The sequence below is a fragment of the Arthrobacter sp. A5 genome, from assembly GCF_051131705.1.
GTDB lineage: Bacteria > Actinomycetota > Actinomycetes > Actinomycetales > Micrococcaceae > Arthrobacter_M.
This window is the reverse complement of the sequence record NZ_CP180316.1, coordinates 3,345,080-3,361,416: the sequence shown is the minus strand read 5'-3', so window position 1 is coordinate 3,361,416 and position 16,337 is coordinate 3,345,080. Positions and strand designations below refer to the sequence as shown.

General features: G+C 64.2%; 14 protein-coding genes and 1 pseudogene. 11 read left to right on the top strand and 4 right to left on the bottom strand.

The window, feature by feature from the left end; translation table 11 throughout:
• Positions 1-15: 15 nt before the first annotated feature.
• From ACLLJI_RS15825 to ACLLJI_RS15810, 4 genes are read left to right on the top strand one after another with little or no spacing between them, the layout of a single operon-like run.
• On the top strand, positions 16-969 hold the full coding sequence (locus ACLLJI_RS15825) for a glycine betaine ABC transporter substrate-binding protein (RefSeq protein WP_434614167.1): 954 nt from the start codon (positions 16-18) through the stop codon (positions 967-969).
• The gene (locus tag ACLLJI_RS15820) at positions 942-1,835 is read left to right on the top strand and encodes a carbon-nitrogen hydrolase family protein (RefSeq protein ID WP_434614164.1); all 894 of its coding nucleotides are present in this window, start codon (positions 942-944) and stop codon (positions 1,833-1,835) included. Before ACLLJI_RS15825 ends, ACLLJI_RS15820 begins: the two co-directional genes overlap by 28 nt.
• Positions 1,828-2,661: a DUF6282 family protein gene (locus ACLLJI_RS15815; RefSeq protein WP_283561390.1), complete on the top strand. Its 834-nt coding sequence runs from the start codon at positions 1,828-1,830 to the stop codon at positions 2,659-2,661. The genes ACLLJI_RS15820 and ACLLJI_RS15815 overlap by 8 nt, the downstream gene beginning before the upstream one ends.
• Positions 2,658-5,582, top strand: coding sequence for an FAD-binding and (Fe-S)-binding domain-containing protein (locus tag ACLLJI_RS15810; RefSeq protein WP_434614160.1), 2,925 nt, complete (start codon positions 2,658-2,660; stop codon positions 5,580-5,582). The genes ACLLJI_RS15815 and ACLLJI_RS15810 overlap by 4 nt, the downstream gene beginning before the upstream one ends.
• 185 nt (positions 5,583-5,767) lie before the next feature.
• Here the strand turns inward: ACLLJI_RS15810 and ACLLJI_RS15805 are convergent, their stop codons facing one another.
• Positions 5,768-6,463, bottom strand: a complete 696-nt coding sequence (locus ACLLJI_RS15805; RefSeq protein WP_283561393.1) for a potassium channel family protein — start codon at positions 6,461-6,463, stop codon at positions 5,768-5,770.
• Complete coding sequence (locus ACLLJI_RS15800; RefSeq protein WP_434621599.1) at positions 6,456-7,844, bottom strand: TrkH family potassium uptake protein; 1,389 nt, start codon at positions 7,842-7,844, stop codon at positions 6,456-6,458. The genes ACLLJI_RS15805 and ACLLJI_RS15800 overlap by 8 nt, the downstream gene beginning before the upstream one ends.
• 1,036 nt (positions 7,845-8,880) lie before the next feature.
• On the opposite strand from ACLLJI_RS15800, the gene ACLLJI_RS15795 reads away from it, so the two are divergent.
• From ACLLJI_RS15795 to ligD, 4 genes are all read left to right on the top strand, one after another.
• Positions 8,881-9,222, top strand: coding sequence for a YciI family protein (locus ACLLJI_RS15795; protein ID WP_434614157.1), 342 nt, complete (start codon positions 8,881-8,883; stop codon positions 9,220-9,222).
• Between the two features lie 21 nt (positions 9,223-9,243).
• Positions 9,244-9,738: a hypothetical protein gene (locus ACLLJI_RS15790; protein WP_434614154.1), complete on the top strand. Its 495-nt coding sequence runs from the start codon at positions 9,244-9,246 to the stop codon at positions 9,736-9,738.
• 87 nt (positions 9,739-9,825) lie between these two features.
• Complete coding sequence (locus ACLLJI_RS15785) at positions 9,826-10,125, top strand: hypothetical protein (RefSeq protein ID WP_434614151.1); 300 nt, start codon at positions 9,826-9,828, stop codon at positions 10,123-10,125.
• A 265-nt stretch (positions 10,126-10,390) separates the two neighbouring features.
• Positions 10,391-11,425, top strand: a complete 1,035-nt coding sequence (gene ligD, locus ACLLJI_RS15780; RefSeq protein ID WP_434614148.1) for a non-homologous end-joining DNA ligase — start codon at positions 10,391-10,393, stop codon at positions 11,423-11,425.
• 47 nt (positions 11,426-11,472) lie between these two features.
• On the opposite strand, the gene ACLLJI_RS15775 is transcribed toward ligD, so the two are convergent.
• Complete coding sequence (locus ACLLJI_RS15775) at positions 11,473-12,525, bottom strand: ATP-dependent DNA ligase (protein WP_434614145.1); 1,053 nt, start codon at positions 12,523-12,525, stop codon at positions 11,473-11,475.
• A 324-nt stretch (positions 12,526-12,849) separates the two neighbouring features.
• Here ACLLJI_RS15775 and ACLLJI_RS15770 point away from each other — a divergent pair, with 324 nt between their 5' ends.
• From ACLLJI_RS15770 to ACLLJI_RS15760, 3 genes are all read left to right on the top strand, one after another.
• The gene (locus ACLLJI_RS15770) at positions 12,850-13,479 is read left to right on the top strand and encodes a TetR/AcrR family transcriptional regulator C-terminal domain-containing protein (RefSeq protein WP_434614142.1); all 630 of its coding nucleotides are present in this window, start codon (positions 12,850-12,852) and stop codon (positions 13,477-13,479) included.
• Positions 13,480-13,753: 274 nt separating this feature from the next.
• Complete coding sequence (locus ACLLJI_RS15765; RefSeq protein WP_434614139.1) at positions 13,754-15,145, top strand: MFS transporter; 1,392 nt, start codon at positions 13,754-13,756, stop codon at positions 15,143-15,145.
• A gap of 120 nt (positions 15,146-15,265) precedes the next feature.
• Positions 15,266-16,051, top strand: coding sequence for a 3-hydroxybutyrate dehydrogenase (locus ACLLJI_RS15760; protein WP_434614136.1), 786 nt, complete (start codon positions 15,266-15,268; stop codon positions 16,049-16,051).
• On the opposite strand, the pseudogene ACLLJI_RS15755 reads toward ACLLJI_RS15760, so the two are convergent.
• A pseudogene (locus ACLLJI_RS15755) lies at positions 16,021-16,293 on the bottom strand (ArsR/SmtB family transcription factor); the annotation flags it as partial. The gene ACLLJI_RS15760 and the pseudogene ACLLJI_RS15755 sit on opposite strands and share 31 nt — an antisense overlap.
• Between the last annotated feature and the right edge of the window lie 44 nt (positions 16,294-16,337).

The following is a 16,337-nucleotide window of genomic DNA, read 5'->3' as shown; positions in this document are numbered from 1 at the left end:
CAAAAGGAGACACAGATGCGTAAAAGTTTGCTTGCTGCCGTCGGGTTACTCAGCGTGGTGTTGACCAGCGGCTGCGCCCTGAACAGCAGCGGCCCGGGGCAGGCCGCGGGCCCGGCCCAAGACGGCCCGCTTAAGGGTGCCACCTTGAACGTGGGCTCGAAGGAATTCACCGAGCAGCTCCTGCTATGTGAAATCACTGCTGAACGGCTCGAATCCCAGGGAGCGACGGTGAAGCGCACCTGTGGAATGAGCGGATCCAACGCTGTTCGGGGTGCCCTCACCAGCGGAGCCATCGACATGTACTGGGAATACACCGGCACCGGTTGGATCACTGACCTGCAGCAGAAGGAAACGATCACTGACCCGACAGTGATGTACCAGAAGCTCAGCGTAATGGACAAGGCCAAGAACAACGTCGTCTGGCTGCCGCCGGCCGCCGCCAACAACACCTACGCCGTGGCGGTCAAGACCGAGACCGCAAAGAAACTGGGTGTCTCCACGCTCTCGGACTATGCAAAACTGGCTCAAACCGACCCCGGGAACGCCACCTTCTGCGGCGCCTCGGAATTCTTTGGCCGCGACGACGGCTGGCCCGGGCTGGAGAAGGCCTACGGCATGAGCCTGTCCCAGGACAAGGTTGCCACCCTGGCCGAAGGACCGATCTACAACGCGATAGCGAAGAACAACCCCTGCAACTTCGGTGAAGTTTTTGCCACCGACGGGCGCATCGCTTCCCTGGGGCTGACCGTGCTTGAGGACGACAAGCATTTCTTCCCGCCCTACAATCTGTCCCTGAACGTGGGCAGCGCCGTGCTGGATAAGAACCCGCAGATCCAAACCACGATGGAGCCGGTCAGCAAGCTGCTGACTACCAACGAACTGCAGAAGCTCAACGCGCAGATCGACGTTGACGGCAAAACTCCTGAGGAGGTGGCCAGCGGGTGGTTGACGGCCAACAAACTGAAGTAACCGGCGGGGAGCGGCCCCCCGTCCTCACCGTGGGGCTGCTCCAGACCGCCCCCGTCTTCGGCGAAGTCGACTCGAACATCGCCAGGATCATCGATCTGCGTGACCGGCTCGGAAACGTCGACCTGGTACTGACCCCGGAGCTGGCTCTGAACGGGTACGGGTTCGGCCCCGGCGCCGACCTTCAAGCGTTGACCGCGGACGACCCGAGGCTGGACTCGCTGGTCTCCGTGCCCGCCGCCATCGGCATCGGATTCGCCGAAAATGCAGGCAGAGGGCTACCCCGCAACACCTACATGCTCGCCGATTCCAGCGCAAGGACCAGGGACTTCCAGCACAAAATCCACCCGGTCTCCTATTCCCCTTGGAACGAGCACCTCAGCTTTGAGGCCGGCATCGTCCTGGAGACCGCCGTGATCCGTGGCGCCCGGTGCGCCACGGTGATCTGCAACGACATGTGGCACCCTGTCGTACCCTGGCTCGCCGCCAGGGCCGGGGCCGAGGTACTCATCGTGCCCGTGGCCAGCATCGACGGCACCAACCCCGACCAGATACAACGCACCTGGCAGGTGATTCTGGAGCACACGGCCCTGCTGCTCCAGTGTTACGTCGTGTTCATCAACCGATGCGGAACGGACGGCGGCGCCAGATTCTGGGGCGGTTCCCGGATTCTTGGCCCAGACGGGAACACCCTCGCCAACGCCGGGGACTCAGAAACCATTCTGGAGGCCACACTGGACCTCGCGGCCCTGCGGAAGCTTCGCGCCGACACGCCAATACTGGCAGAAGCCCGCAACAGCTTCGTGATCGACACTCTGACTCGTGCCGGTCTCGCTCCTGAACCTCGGGGAGGTGGACGCCATGTTTGACGTGCACGTGCACGCCGCTCCCGATGTGGTGGACCGCATCGGCTACGACGATGAAATCTGCTCCCGTTACGCTGACGCGGGATTCAGCGGGTTTGTCCTTAAAGCCCACCACGAGTCCACAGTAGGGCGCGCCGCCGCGCTGGCCCGCTCGTCCGGGCTGGACGTGGTGGGGGGCGTGGCGCTGAACAGCGCCGCGGGAGGCATCAATCCCGCGGCGGTTCTCGCGGCTCTTTCCAGTGGTGGCAGGATGATCTGGTTCCCCACCGCCGATGCACACACCCAGGAGTCCGCGCACCTGCCGCGGCTGAACGACCTGGATCCCCGCCTTGACCGGCACACGCTGGCCGTTCCCCCGGTACTCGTTCCTCGAGACAACCAGATGGCCGACATCGCCCTCGTTCTGGATTTAATTGCCGACCACGACGCAGTGCTCTGCACCGGGCATTTGAGCAGACGCGAATGCCGGTGGCTTTTCGACCAGGCCAGGAGCCGTGGCATCTCCCGGTTCCTGCTCACCCATCCCTCCTATACGGTTCCTGGGATGAGCCCGGCCGAGATCGGTGAACTCGCCGATGTGGGAGCCTACGTGGAAATTACCGCCTACCAGCTGTGGCATCAGCCAGGAATGACCGAGACCGGTCTCGCGGCGGTAGCACGAGCCGCCGGGGACCGGCTGGTCCTTGCCTCGGACGCCGGCCAACCGGACAGCCCTCAGCCGCCCCAGGCATTGGAACAATTGGTCAAGGCCCTCGGCGGTCAGGGCCTTGACCACGGTCGGTTGCAGTCCGCGGCCGATGAGACCCCCAGAAAGCTTGTACTGAAATGAATTCTGACATCACGCCGACATGGGCCGGAGAAATCCGTGCCAGCATCGATGGGGATTTCCGTACTGACGCCGGCACCAGAGCCGCGTTTGCCAGCGACGCCTCCAATCACCGGGTGCTGCCCCAAGGTGTTGCCTTTCCACGCCATGCCGGGGACGTCGCCTTCATAGTTCAGGTTTGCCGGGAGGAGGACATCCCTGTCACCGCGCGCGGCACTGGAACTAATATTGCTGGCAACGCCATCGGCCCCGGAGTAGTCGTTGACTTCACCCGGCACATGAACAACATCTTGTCCGTGGACCCCGAAGCCCGTACCGCCGTCGTCGAACCCGGGGTCATCCTGGACGCACTCCGGGCACGAGCAGAGCATGACGGGCTCACCTTTGGCGTTGATCCGTCCACGCACGACCGGTGCACCTTGGGCGGGATGATCGGCACCAATGCCTGCGGATCCCACTCCGTGGCATGGGGAACGACCGCGGACAACGTCCATGCTCTGGACCTTGTCTTGGCCGACGGCACCTCAGCCTCCGTCGCCGCCCACGGCCGCACCGGCCAGCCCATCCCGGATTCCGCTGCCGGGCTGGTGAAAGAACTCATCACCGTCCGAGACGCCTATCTGGGGGAAATCCGCACCGAACTGGGAACTTTCCGTCGGCAGATCTCCGGATACGGCCTGCAGTACCTCTTACCCGAAAACAACCTTGACGTTGCCAAGGCCCTCGTCGGCAGTGAAGGCAGCTGCTCTCTTATCACGGCCGCGACCGTGAAACTGGTCAGGTCCCCGCCCGTGCGCCAACTCGTCGTCGCCGGCTACCGGGACGAATATGCTGCCGCCGTCGCGGCTCCCGTCGTGGCCCAGGCAGGCCCGCTGACGGTGGAGGGCATGGAAGCCGAATTGGTCCGCGCCTCCGACTCCCGGCCGGGGCCCGGGCATCGCCCTACCCTGCCGGAGGGCAGCGCGTGGCTGCTGGTGGAGGTTGGCGGGTTCAATGACGACGACGCCCGCGCCAAGGCGGAGGAGATGCGCAAGGTGGCACGCGAGACGGGTGCCATCGACGTGCAGATCATCGTCGGCGCCGCGCAGCGCGGCTACTGGTCCATTCGCGAACGCGGCGCCGGGCTGGCTTCCCGTACCGCAGACGGTCAGGAAGCGTGGCCGGGGTGGGAGGACGCCGCCGTCCCTCCAGAAAACCTGGGTGCCTACATCAGGGATTTCCGGTCCCTAATGGCGAGGTTCAACGTCCACGGCATGCTCTACGGACACTTCGGTGAAGGCTGCCTGCACATCCGCATCGATCACAACCTCTTCACGGCCGAAGGGGTCCGCCACTTCCGGCACTTCCAGGAAGCCGCAGCAGAGGTGGTAACCTCCCATGGCGGGTCGCTCTCCGGTGAACACGGCGACGGACGCGCCCGCTCGGAACTGCTCGACCGGCAGTACTCGCCCCGGATGCTGGCGGCTTTCGGCGCCTTCAAACATGCTTTCGACCCCGGAAAACTGCTCAATCCGGGCATCATCGTCGATCCCGCACCCTTGGACGCGGATCTGCGCAATTTGGGACAGCAAAGCGCCACGAAAGGTCTGGCCTTCGCCTATTCGGATGACTCCGGTGACTTTACCAAGGCGGTGCGCCGCTGCGTCGGCGTCGGATCCTGCCGCACAACCTCAGGAGGCGGCATGTGTCCGTCCTTCCGCGCTACCCAGGACGAACGCCACAGCACCAGGGGCCGGTCCCGACTGCTCTCCGAGATGATGAACGGCTCCCTGCAGGAGGAAGGCTGGCGTTCCACCGAGGTCAAGGATGCCCTTGATCTGTGCCTGTCCTGCAAGGCCTGCCATTCCGAGTGCCCGGTTTCGGTGGACATGGCCACCTACAAAGCCGAATTCCTATACCAGCATTACAAGGGCCGGATCCGGCAGGCCTCGCACTACTCCATGGGGTGGCTGCCGCTTTGGCTCCGTCTCGCCTCGCCCATTGCGCCGCTGGTCAACCTTGCGATGGGCATCCCCGGCGTGGCCAAGTTGGCGAGGACGCTGGGCGGAATCGACCAGCAACGCGCCATCCCGAAACTGTACCGCCGCACCGGGCGCAGCGCCCTGCGCCGCACGCCCGCCCCCGATACGGCCACCCCTGAGATGGCCACCCCTGATATGGCCGGGGCGCAGCCGGTCATCGTGTGGCTTGACTCCTTTACTGATTCATTTTCGCCTGGGATCACGGGGCAGGCTGTCGCATTGCTGCGTGCCGCTGGTTACCAAACCCTTCCGCCGCCCCGGGGGTTGTGCTGCGGGCTGACGTGGGTCTCCACCGGGCAGCTCGACGCCGCCAAGACCATCATGCGGCGCACCGTGGCGGCTTTGGATGACGGGAGCGAAACCCCTATCATCGTTCTCGAGCCCAGCTGCGGGGCAGCGCTGCGCACCGACGTCGTCGAACTGCTCAACACGGACGCCGCGAAGCGTGTTTCGGCCCGCGTAAAGTCCCTGGCCGAGGCGCTCTCCGGCCGCGGTCTGGATTTCGATCACAGCATGCCCACCAAAGCGCTGGCGCAATTCCATTGCCACCAGCGCAGTACCTTCGGCACTGAAGCCGACACGGAACTGCTGATCTCGGCGGGGCTTGACGTCACCTCGGTCACAGACGGCTGCTGCGGCCTCGCCGGTAACTTTGGTTTTGAAAAAGGACACTACGACGTCTCGGTGGCATGTGCAGAACAGTCCTTCATGCCGGCCTTGCAACAGGCCGGTCCGGAAGATGAGGTAGTTGCCGATGGCTTTTCCTGCCGCCTCCAGATCGAACAAATAGGAAAAAGTCCGTCCAAGCACTTGGCCCAATTGCTCCACGAGCGGCTCATCCCGAACACCGAACGCAACTGCGAGCCTGATTCCGGCGACACCGCGGCGCTTAGCGAGCGCTGACCGGTGGCAGGAGCGTGGCAGTAGCTGCCCCCGGGGGCGCTCAGGAGTCGTCGTCTCGGGCACTCTGAAATTCCTGCGCGGATGCGACCCGCCGTTCTCCGGCGAGGTCCGCGCCGGACGTAATCGATCTTCAATTCCTGAAGTACGTCTGAAACGAACTCTTCCGCGAATATTCCGCCGGTCGCTCAGGGGAGCTTGCTGAAGGTTTCGGCTTGCGGTTTGGTTCCCTGCACGATGATTTGGTCGTCACCGTCGAGGATGGTCTGGGCCGTCGTGTGTTCCCAAGCATTTCCGGAGCGCTTTACTGCGACGATGGTGATGCCGTATTTGTCTCGGAGTTGGAGCACTCCGAGGGGTCGGTCAGTCGCGACCGCCGGGGGGCGGGTTCGGATCATGACGAAGTTGTCTTCGAACTCCACGTAGTCCAGGATCGATCCCAGGACCAGATGGGCGACCCGGCGGCCCATGTCGTGTTCGGGCCGGATGACGTGTTCAACCCCGAGCTGGCCCAGGATTTCCGCGTGCGGTTCGCTGATGGCTTTGGCCCAGATCTGCGGTCTCTTAAAGGTCAGAAGCCGTGACGTGGTGAGGATGCTGGCTTCGATGTCTGAACCGATGCCCACGACGGCGCGGTCAAATTCGTGGACGGAGAGCTGGCGCAGCACTTCCTCTTTCGTGGAATCCGCGCGCACCACATGCGTCAGGCGTCCATTGAATGACTGAACGGTGTCCTCGTCGGCGTCGATCCCCAAGACTTCCGTGCCCTGGGCTTCCAATTCCAGCGCGAGGGCACCCCCGAAGCGGCCCAATCCGAGGACCGCGACGGAGTTGGCCTGCGCGATCCGGTCGCCGGTCCGGGTGGAGAAAATGTTCTTAGCCAATGAGTGGCCTTTCCTTGGGGAATTCATAGAGTATGGGACGACGCCGCAGGGCCAGAGCTGATCCGAGGGTGACGGGCCCGAGGCGTCCAACGAGCATCAGGATGATCAGGATCACCTGCCCAGCCGGCGGGAGACCGGCGGTGATGCCGGTGGACAGCCCCACGGTGGCGAACGCGGAGACGACTTCAAAGAGAATCTTCTCCTGCCCGAAGCCGGAGATGAGCATCAGGATCATGGTCGACACGACGACCAGGGCGATCGCGAGCAGGACAACAGTGATGGCCTGCCGGTGAACAGCGCGGGAAAGGCGCTTGCCGAAGATGTTGACGGCGGTTCCGCTACGCACCTCGGTGGAAAGGATGAAAAACAGTACGGAAAAGGTCGTTATTTTCAGCCCTCCAGCGGTGCCGGCGGGGCCGCCCCCGATGAACATCAGGATATCCATGCCCATCCAGGACACGGGGTGCATCTGGCCTATATCGATGCTGTTGAAGCCCGCTGTCCGGGTGATTGCTGACTGGAAGAATCCGGCGAGAATCCGTTCGCCCGGCTGCAGGTGTCCCAAAGTGGCAGGGTTCATCCATTCCACGGCCACAATGAATGCCGTTCCTGCGATCAGGAGCACCACCGACCCGCTCAGGACGAGTTTGGTGTTCATGCTCCACAGCACCGGACGGCGGTACTGGCGGCGCAATTCAAAGAGCACCGGGAATCCGAGTCCACCGATGATGACCGCGACGGCAATGGGAAGGCATATCCATGGGTCGGCCACGAAGCCCGTCAGGTTATCTGAAAACAGGGCGAATCCGGCGTTGTTGAATGAGGAAACTGAATGGAATACGCCCAGCCACAGTGCTTTGCCGGGCGCGTAACCGTATCCGGTCATGAAACGTATCGTCAGTACCAGTGTCAGGACGGCCTCCGTGCCGAGGCTGATTTTCAGGACCCCCAACAGGACAAGGCGCACATCTCCGATGCCCGTGCTTTTGGTCTCCGCAGCGGCCGATAGCCTGGACCGCAGGCCCAGCCTTCGGGCCACCAGAACCCCGAGCACGGTGCCGAACGACATGACACCAAAACCGCCGATTTGAATCAAAACCATAATGATTGTCTGGCCGAACGGAGTCCAGAATACCGGCGTGTCCACAACGATCAGCCCTGTAACACAAACGGAGGAGGTAGCGGTGAACAATGATTCCAGCAGGGAGGCCCCGCCCGGGCCCTGCTTCGCCACCGGCAGCATCAGTAAAAACGTTCCGGCAGCGATCGCGCCCACAAAGCCTGCCACAATCACCTGGGCCGGATGTTTCGGGGCAAGCCAACGCAGAAAGGTTCGGAAGCCGAGGAGCAATCCCTTCCACGCAGAGGAGAAATTCCCCATGAGAGCAGACAAGCCTTCCTTCATCAATGGGTGGGGCGGCCAAAACAGGCAACTTCGACGCACATATCCGACACGTTATCACCGGCGCAAGACCGGCGTGCGTAGCGGGCCGCCGGCAAAGGTCCAGGCCCGACGGCGCCGCGCACTTGCCGCCCTGACCGGTCCCGTTTTGCTACTTTCGAGGCATGATCTCGATGTTCAGCGGCGCAGAAATCAATGAGCCAATCAACTGCTTCGCCCGCAGCACAAGCCGTGCCACTTCCGGCTATGAACTCAAAGTCGCTCCCTGCTACTCGATCGCTAGGCAATGTGCCCCAGAAATGAGGCTAACCGGAGCCGCCTGCAGCTTCTCAAACGAGCCCCCCACCTTGTCGACGTAGTCCCCATATTCGAGGCAACCGCCCGTCGTGGGGATGTCGCGTAAAAGGATCTCGCTCACTGCGGCGGTACCGGTCTAAGCAGCATAACGACGGGAACCGGCGGTGTCCCGAAGAAGGAGAAGCGCCGCGACCCTTACTTTGGATTGCCTTCCATCGCATTCTTCCGCGCATTGGAATACACACGATATATATCTCTCGTTACCGCAGGCAAAATCGACCGACTGTCCACTTTTCCAGGAAGACATGAAGTGCCGTCGCCAGCTGCGCTCGCCATTGCTGCCGGGACGCAGCTGGGTGTCGAGGTTCCGTTTCCTCCCCAGGAGGGGAGGCAATTTCGAACGTCTCTAGAACGAGCGGACGAACCCGGCAAGCTCCACGACTGTGAGCTCATCGAAGGCATCCGGCCCGATTTCGAGCTGGCCCGCGAGACCCTGCTTTGCGTGGTCATCCTAGTGCCATTGCCCTCGGCTTACGTTGCTTACTAGTCAGTCAATTGCTTCGTTCGTAGGCTGTGAATAGGTTGAGTTCTGCAGCATCCGTGACGACCGAAAATTCCGCCTCTTTTGTGGCGCGGTTGTCCTCGCGGGCGTAGGCCGTTCTTATGACCGTTGGGACGCCGGCAAAAGGTTGGCGTCAACCATAAGGAGGAACACGGAATGACCCAGTATCTGCTCAGTATGTATCAGCCCGATGGGGAGATCCCGCCGCCGGATTTTCTGGAGAAAGTGATGCAGGACATCGACGTCCTCAACCAGGAGATCAAGGATGCCGGAGCCTGGGTATTCACCGGGGGCCTCTACCCGGCGAACACCTCCACCGTGCTGCGGCTCCAGGATGGGGAGGTGCTCACCACCGACGGCCCCTTCGCCGAGGGTAAGGAGCACCTGGGCGGTTTCTGGATCATCACCGCATCAGATCTTGACGCCGCCCTCGAATGGGGCCGCAGGGCCACCCGCGTGACCGGCCTTCCAACCGAGGTTCGGCCGTTCCAGGAATGATGTTCCTGGACTGACCATAAGGTGGCACCCCGCTGGGCTGCCTCCGAGCTCGGCGCGACGGATGATCACCACGAGCGCGAATTCCTGCGGCCCAACCGTCTGGGCTCACTGAAGGTGAACTACCACCTCAAGGCGCTGGAGCGGCACGGGCTGGTGGAACTGATCCAAGAGCGCCGCAAGGGCAACGTGAGCGAGCGCATCGTGCGGGGGATGGCGTCGTCGTTCGTCATTTCACCCGCGGCGCTGGCGGCGGTCCAGGCGGAGCCCGGGCTGTCCCCAGACCGGCTTTCCGCCCGCTGGGTGCTGGCGGTCGAGGCCCGGCCGGTGGTCGATGTCGGGACCCTGATGACCGGAGCGGCGGCGGCCCAAAGCCGCTTGCCACCTTGTCATGGACGGCGAGGCCCGGTTCGCCAGCGCGCCCTTCATCCAAGCGTTACCGCTGCCCGCTATCCGGCTTCATCACCACAGGCAGCCGGCAGAAACGCCGGCCTGATCGAGGAGCAGAACCGTGGGTAAGGACTTTGAGATCGTCTCCGAAACCGACATTGGCGGGGCGCCGCAGCAGGTGTTCGATGAGGTCACGACCGGCAACGCCGGCTGGCTGTGGCCGATGGACATCGAGCCGAAACCCGGGGGCGCCGGATCGAGCGGGGTGAGGTCACGGCGTGGGATCCGCCGCGTCACGCAGATAGCGTATCCGTCTGCGGGTTGGCGCCCTTTGATACGGAGGTTCACTACCTGGACCCGAACTTCATCGGACTGCGGACCACGGAATCCATGTACCGCTTCTTCGGTCGCAATGCTTTCGGCTCGGTGGTGGGGCTGACCGTTCACCTGGTCGGTCCGGCGCCGACGCCAGGGCAGCCGGCGCTGCCTGGCGGGATGAGCTGCCTGGCGGGATGAGCTGCCTGGCGGGATGAGCTGCATGGGCTGTACGTCCGACGGGCTGCAGTGCGCCTAAACCGCGTGACGACCCTGAGGAATCAGCTGGTTTCCTGCCGCGTCGCGCTGACAACGGGGCGGGACCGTGATGACGGTGCTGCTCCGCCCCGTCGTCACGGCTCCGCCCCGTCGTCACGGCTCGGCCCCGTTGTCACGAACGGTCCTGAGTTCTCGGTGCCGAACGGAAACACATGACGCGGCGGCCTTCCTTGAGTAGGTTGTTCCTATGGCAAGCGAAGCAGTAATACTTCCCGTCGGCGGACCGCATGGGGAACGCGAGGTGCGGATCTCCAGCCCTGGGAGGATCCTCTGGCCGGAGCCAGGGATCTCGAAGCTGGACCTTGCCCGGTACATCGTGGCGGTGGGGGAGGCCTTCGTCGCCGCCAATGGAGACCGGCCGGTCTCCCTGCAGCGGTTTCCGGACGGGATCGACGGCGAGCAGTTCTTTTCGAAGAACCCGCCTAAGGGCGCACCGGAGTTCGTCCGGTCGGTGATGGTCGTCTATCCGAGCGCTCGGTCCCATCCGCAGCTGGTCATCGATGAGCCGGCGGCTGCCGTATGGGCGGTACAGATGAACACCGTGGTGTTCCATCCGTGGGCTTCCCGCGCCGGCAATTCGGACAATCCGGATCAGCTGCGCATTGACCTGGACCCGCAGCCGGGCACGGACTTTGCCGATGCGGTCCCGGTTGCACTGGAGCTGAGGTCCGTGCTGGCGGAGGCTGGCCTCACCGCCTTTATCAAGACCTCCGGAAACCGCGGCCTGCACGTGTTCGCCGCGATCGAACCGGTACACGAATTCCTGGATGTGCGTCACGCCGTGATCGCGGCGTCCCGTGAACTTGAGCGCCGCATGCCCCAGAAGGTCACGACGGCGTGGTGGAAGGAAGAGCGCGGCCGTCGGGTTTTCGTTGATTTCAATCAGGCGAACCGCGACCGGACGATTGCAGGCGCCTACAGCCCGCGTGCCCTGGCGCACGCGCCAGTCTCCTGTCCGCTGGCGTGGGACGAGCTGGAGAACGCGGATCCGCGGAACTACACGCTTGCCACCGTGCCGGAGCGGCTTAAAACGGTCGGCGACCCGTGGGCCGACATGCATGCGACGCCCGGGACAATCGGGGAGCTGCTCGGCTGGTGGAAGCGGGACGTGGAGGCCGGATTGGGCGAGCTGCCTTTCCCGCCTGATTACCCGAAAATGCCAGGGGAGCCGCCGCGGGTGCAGCCCAGCCGCGCCCGCAAGCCGGACCCGGCGGCTACGTAGCGCCGCAGCAGGAAACCTCATCGGGTCGTCAGGCGAGCATCTGGCCGTCAGGCGAGCACCCGGTTCAGGTCATAGGCAATGGGCCGCTCCAGCTGCTCGAAGGTGCATGACCGTGCCTCCCGGTCGGGGCGCCAGCGGAAAAACTGCACGGTGTGCCGGAATCGTGCGCCCTCCATCTGGTCGTAGCGCACCTCAACCACCCGGTCGGGCCGCAGGCGCACGTAAGAGATGTCCTTGCCCGCGGAGAAGCGGCTGCGTTCCGTCTCGCCGGTGACGACGGCGCCGTCGTCGTCCTTGAGGACGAGCGGGGCGAGCTCATCGATCAGTTCCAGCCGGCGGGCATCGCTGAACGCGGACGCGCCCCCGATATTCCGCAGTTCGCCGTCGCCGTCGTAGAGGCCCAGCAGGAGTGAGCCGACCCCGCTGCCGCTTTTGTGGACGCGGTAACCGAGGAGCACCACGTCCGCCGTTCTGTGGTGCTTGGTTTTGAGCATCAGGCGCTTGCCGGGCGCGTAGGCGGCGGCAAGCGGCTTGGCGACGACGCCGTCGAGCCCCGCGCCCTCGAACTCGACGAGCCAGTGGCGGGCAAGCGCAACGTCTGTGCTGGTCCGGGTCAGGTGGATCGGGGCGCCGAGGTCTCCGGCCAGTGCTTCAAGCGCCGCGCGCCGTTCTCCGAAGGGGGTGTCAAGGAGGCTGTCCTTGCCCTGCGCCAGGAGGTCAAAGGCGACGAACATTGCCGGGGTCTCTTCGGCGAGCTTGCGGACTCGGCTGGTGGCCGGGTGGATGCGCTGCGACAAGGCTTCCCAATCCAGGCGTTCGCGGCCCGGTTCTCCGCTGCGGACCACGATCTCGCCGTCGAGCACGCATGGGCCGGGCAAAAGCCGGGCGAAGGCACTCTCCAGTTCGGGAAAATAGCGGGTCAGCATCTTCGACCCGCGGCTGCCGATCTCCACCTTCGATCCGTCAAAGTAGACGATGCCACGGAAGCCATCCCATTTCGGCTCGTAGCTGAGTCCGCCCAGGACGCTGTCCGGATCCGGCACGGCGTCCACAGCCTTGGCGAGCATGGGCTGGACAGGGGATGCGGCGGACGGTTCCATGCTTCGATCTTGCCTTAGCGGACGCCGCGGCGGTAGGGGTGCCGGACTTTGGGGGTGCTGGACTTTGGGGGTGCCGGACTTTCCCAGGGGTGCCGGACTTTCCCTGACGTTGGTCCGGCCGCGCAAGGGAGGGCCCCTGCGCGTTGCCGGTTCCGGTGAAGGCCGGTGCATTGCTCGACGCCGGCCTGCTATTCGGGCCGGGAGCGATGGCCAGGACCGCGATGGGGGAGTGCCCGGGCGCGCAGCGCTTCAATCGTGCGGCATTATGGAGGGACTGCGGCCCGGGACTTCCATGGGACGTGTACACAAACGATCAGGATGCGGATGTCACTATCACGACAGCAGATTATCGACACTGCACTGAAAATCCTGCGCGACTATGGTCTGGCGGATCTGTCCATGCGGCGGCTGGCCCGGGATCTCGGCGTGCAGCCGGGGGCCCTGTATTGGCATGTGAAAAATAAGCAGGAGCTGTTGGGTGTCCTGGCCGAGCGGATTCTGGAGAACGTAGACGGCGGTGCGGCAGCCGATGACGTAGCGGGCGACGGCGGCGCGGCAGGTCCGGGCGCCAGTGCGGGCTCGATCCGGCGGCTGGCGCTGGAGATCCGCCGGGCGCTGCTGCAGGTTCGGGACGGGGCCGAGGTGGTGTCCCTTGCCCAGGCGCTGGACCCCCAGGCGCTGGGCCCGGTCATTACGTTGCGCCGGCTGCTGGCCACCGCAGGCCTCGGGGAGCCGCAGGCTGGGTGGGCTGCCAGAGCGGTGACCCATTACATCCTTGGGGCCGTGGCGGAGGAACAGACCCAGGCTGATCTCGTCCGCGCCGGGCTGGTCACGCGGGATGGAGGCGGAGATGACGACGGCTCGGGGGCTAGTGACGGTGCTGATGATGCTTTTAACTTCGGCGTGGACTTGTTTCTAGCCGGGCTGAGCGTACAGCCAGCATCCCAGAGCTAGGTTAATGGCCGGAGACAGAGTTGACGGGCGGAGACAGGGATGACGGCCGGGCCACGCGTCGCGGCTGGGGATAGGCGTCACGGTGGGGCCCCGCGGCGCGGCGGTGCATTCCTGCAGATGCGGTCTGCGCTAATGGCGGTTGTCCGAACCCGGGGGCGCTGTGATACTCAACTAAGCCGCTCCGCAACGTGCCGCAGATCACAGTCGGGTACCGGTGCAGGGCGATTACCACGTTCAAAAAACGCCGTGTCAGTGCACACGCAAGGAGATGCTGATGAGCATGCAAACGCCGCCGCAACAATCCGTCAAACAATCAGGGCTGAAGAAGGTCGTCGCCGCTTCCATGGCCGGGACGGTGGTGGAGTGGTACGAGTTCTTCCTTTATGCCACCGCTGCCAGCCTGGTCTTCGGCAAGATGTTCTTCCCCAACGCCGGTTCCGACCTCGACGGTGTGATGGCGGCCTTCCTGACCTATGCGGTGGGCTTCGTGGCCCGCCCGCTTGGCGGCATTGTCTTCGGTCACTTCGGCGACAAGTTCGGCCGCAAGAAACTGCTTCAGCTCAGCATCATCCTGGTCGGCGCGTCGACGTTTCTGATGGGCTGCCTGCCCGGCTTTGCGCAGGCCGGCTACTGGGCGCCTGGCATGCTGGTGGGGCTCCGCTTTATCCAGGGCTTCGCCGTCGGCGGTGAATGGGGTGGCGCCGTCCTGCTGGTCGCCGAGCACAGCCCCAACAAGTCACGCGGTTTCTGGTCCTCCTGGCCGCAGTCCGCCGTCCCGATGGGCAACCTGCTCGCCACCGGGGTCCTGCTCTTCCTCTCCTCCACGCTGAGCGAGCAAGCTTTCCTTGGCTGGGGCTGGCGCATCGGCTTCTGGCTCTCGGCCGTCATCGTCGTCGTCGGTTACTACATCCGCACCAAGGTCAGCGACGCCCCCATCTTCCTGAAGGCGCACGAAGAAATCCAGGCCAACCCGAAGGCCGGATACGGCGTCGCCGAGGTCTTCCGGCGCTACCCCCGCGGCGTATTCACCGCCATGGGGCTGCGCTTCGCCGAGAACATCCTGTACTACCTGGTGGTCACGTTCTCCATCACGTATCTGAAGTTCATTGTGCACGCGGACACCGCCCGCATCCTGCTGCTCCTGCTGGTGGCCCACGCCATTCACTTCTGCGTGGTTCCATTGGTCGGCAAGCTCTCCGACGCGATCGGCCGCAAGCCTACCTACATGGCCGGTGCCGTGACCGGAGCAACCTGGGGTTTCTTCGCCTTTCCCATGATGGATACGGGCAACGACCTCGTCATCCTGGCCTCCGTGACGATCGGGCTGCTGTTCCACGCGCTGATGTACGCCGGCCAGCCGTCCATTATGGCGGAGATGTTCCCCACCCGGATGCGCTACTCCGGCGTCTCGCTGGGCTACCAGGTGACGTCGATCGTGGCCGGATCGATGGCCCCGATCATCGCCACCGCCCTGCTGGAGCACTACAAGTCCTCCGTCCCGGTGGCGCTTTACCTGATGGCTGCCTGCATCGTCACCGCCGTCGCCGTCCTGTGCCTGAAGGAGACCAAGGGGATTTCCCTGCAGGACGTGGACGACGCCGACGCGGCCGGTACGCTGGCCATGAACGGGAGCGCATCGGTACAAAGTGAAAGCAAGGTTGGTTAGGGAATGCCTATTAATGCAGCAGAGAACGGTGCTCCAGCGAATCACGCGCCGGGAAACAAGTCGATGGAGACCAAGTCGACGGGAAACAATGCGACGGGAAAAAACGCGACGGGGAATGACGTGTCAGAGACCAGGCCGACGGCGAACGGCTCCGGGCCCTTGCCGGGCCGGATTGACGGACGACGGGCACTGATCACCGGTGGCGCGGGCGGCCTGGGGGCAGCCTGCGCCCGGGCCCTGGCCGCCCAAGGCGCACACGTCATTGTGGCGGACCGGGACGGCACGGCTGCGGCCGCCCTCGCAACCGAAGTCGGCGGGGAAGCCTGGGAAGTGGATCTGCTGGACACCGGCGCGCTGGAGTCGTTGACGCTGGATGTGGATATTCTGCTCAACAATGCCGGGATTCAGGCCATTAGTCCCATCCAGGAGTTTGATCCGGCTGCATTCCGCCGCATCATCACGCTCATGCTGGAGGTGCCGTTCCTGCTGATCCGCGCCGCACTGCCCCACATGTATGCGCAAAACCACGGCCGCATCATCAATATCTCCTCCATCCACGGGTTACGCGCCTCGGCCTTCAAATCCGCCTACGTGAGCGCCAAGCACGGGTTGGAAGGTCTCTCCAAGGTCACCGCTCTGGAGGGCGGCCCATACGGGGTCACCAGCAACTGCGTGAATCCGGGCTACGTGCGGACCCCACTCGTTGAGGGGCAGATCGCCGATCAGGCCCGCACCCACGGGATCGCTCCGGAGCAGGTGCTCAGCGATGTGATGCTGGCCCGGAACGCGGTCAAGCGGTTGGTGGAACCTGCCGAGGTGGCGTCCCTGGTTACCTGGCTGGCATCCGATCAGGCCGCCATGGTTACCGGTGCGTCCTACACGATGGATGGCGGCTGGACAGCGTGAAGGGCCCATGTGCCCCGCTTTTCGCGGCTCAGCAGCCCGGCGTCGAGCAGGATCCTGGGGTGGTGGGATACCGCCGGTTGGCCCAGGTCCAGTGGGCTGGTGAGATCGCAGACGCAGGCCTCGCCGTCGTCGCCCGCCTTTAGGATGGAAGGCAGCCGCAGCCGTTTAGGGTCGGCGAGTGCCTTGAGGATTCGGGCTTTCTGCTGCGCATCCTGGACGCCGAGAACAGGCCGCCTGCCCGGCGAATGGCCGCGGTGTGTCGCGAGGGGCTGAAATTAAGCACGCG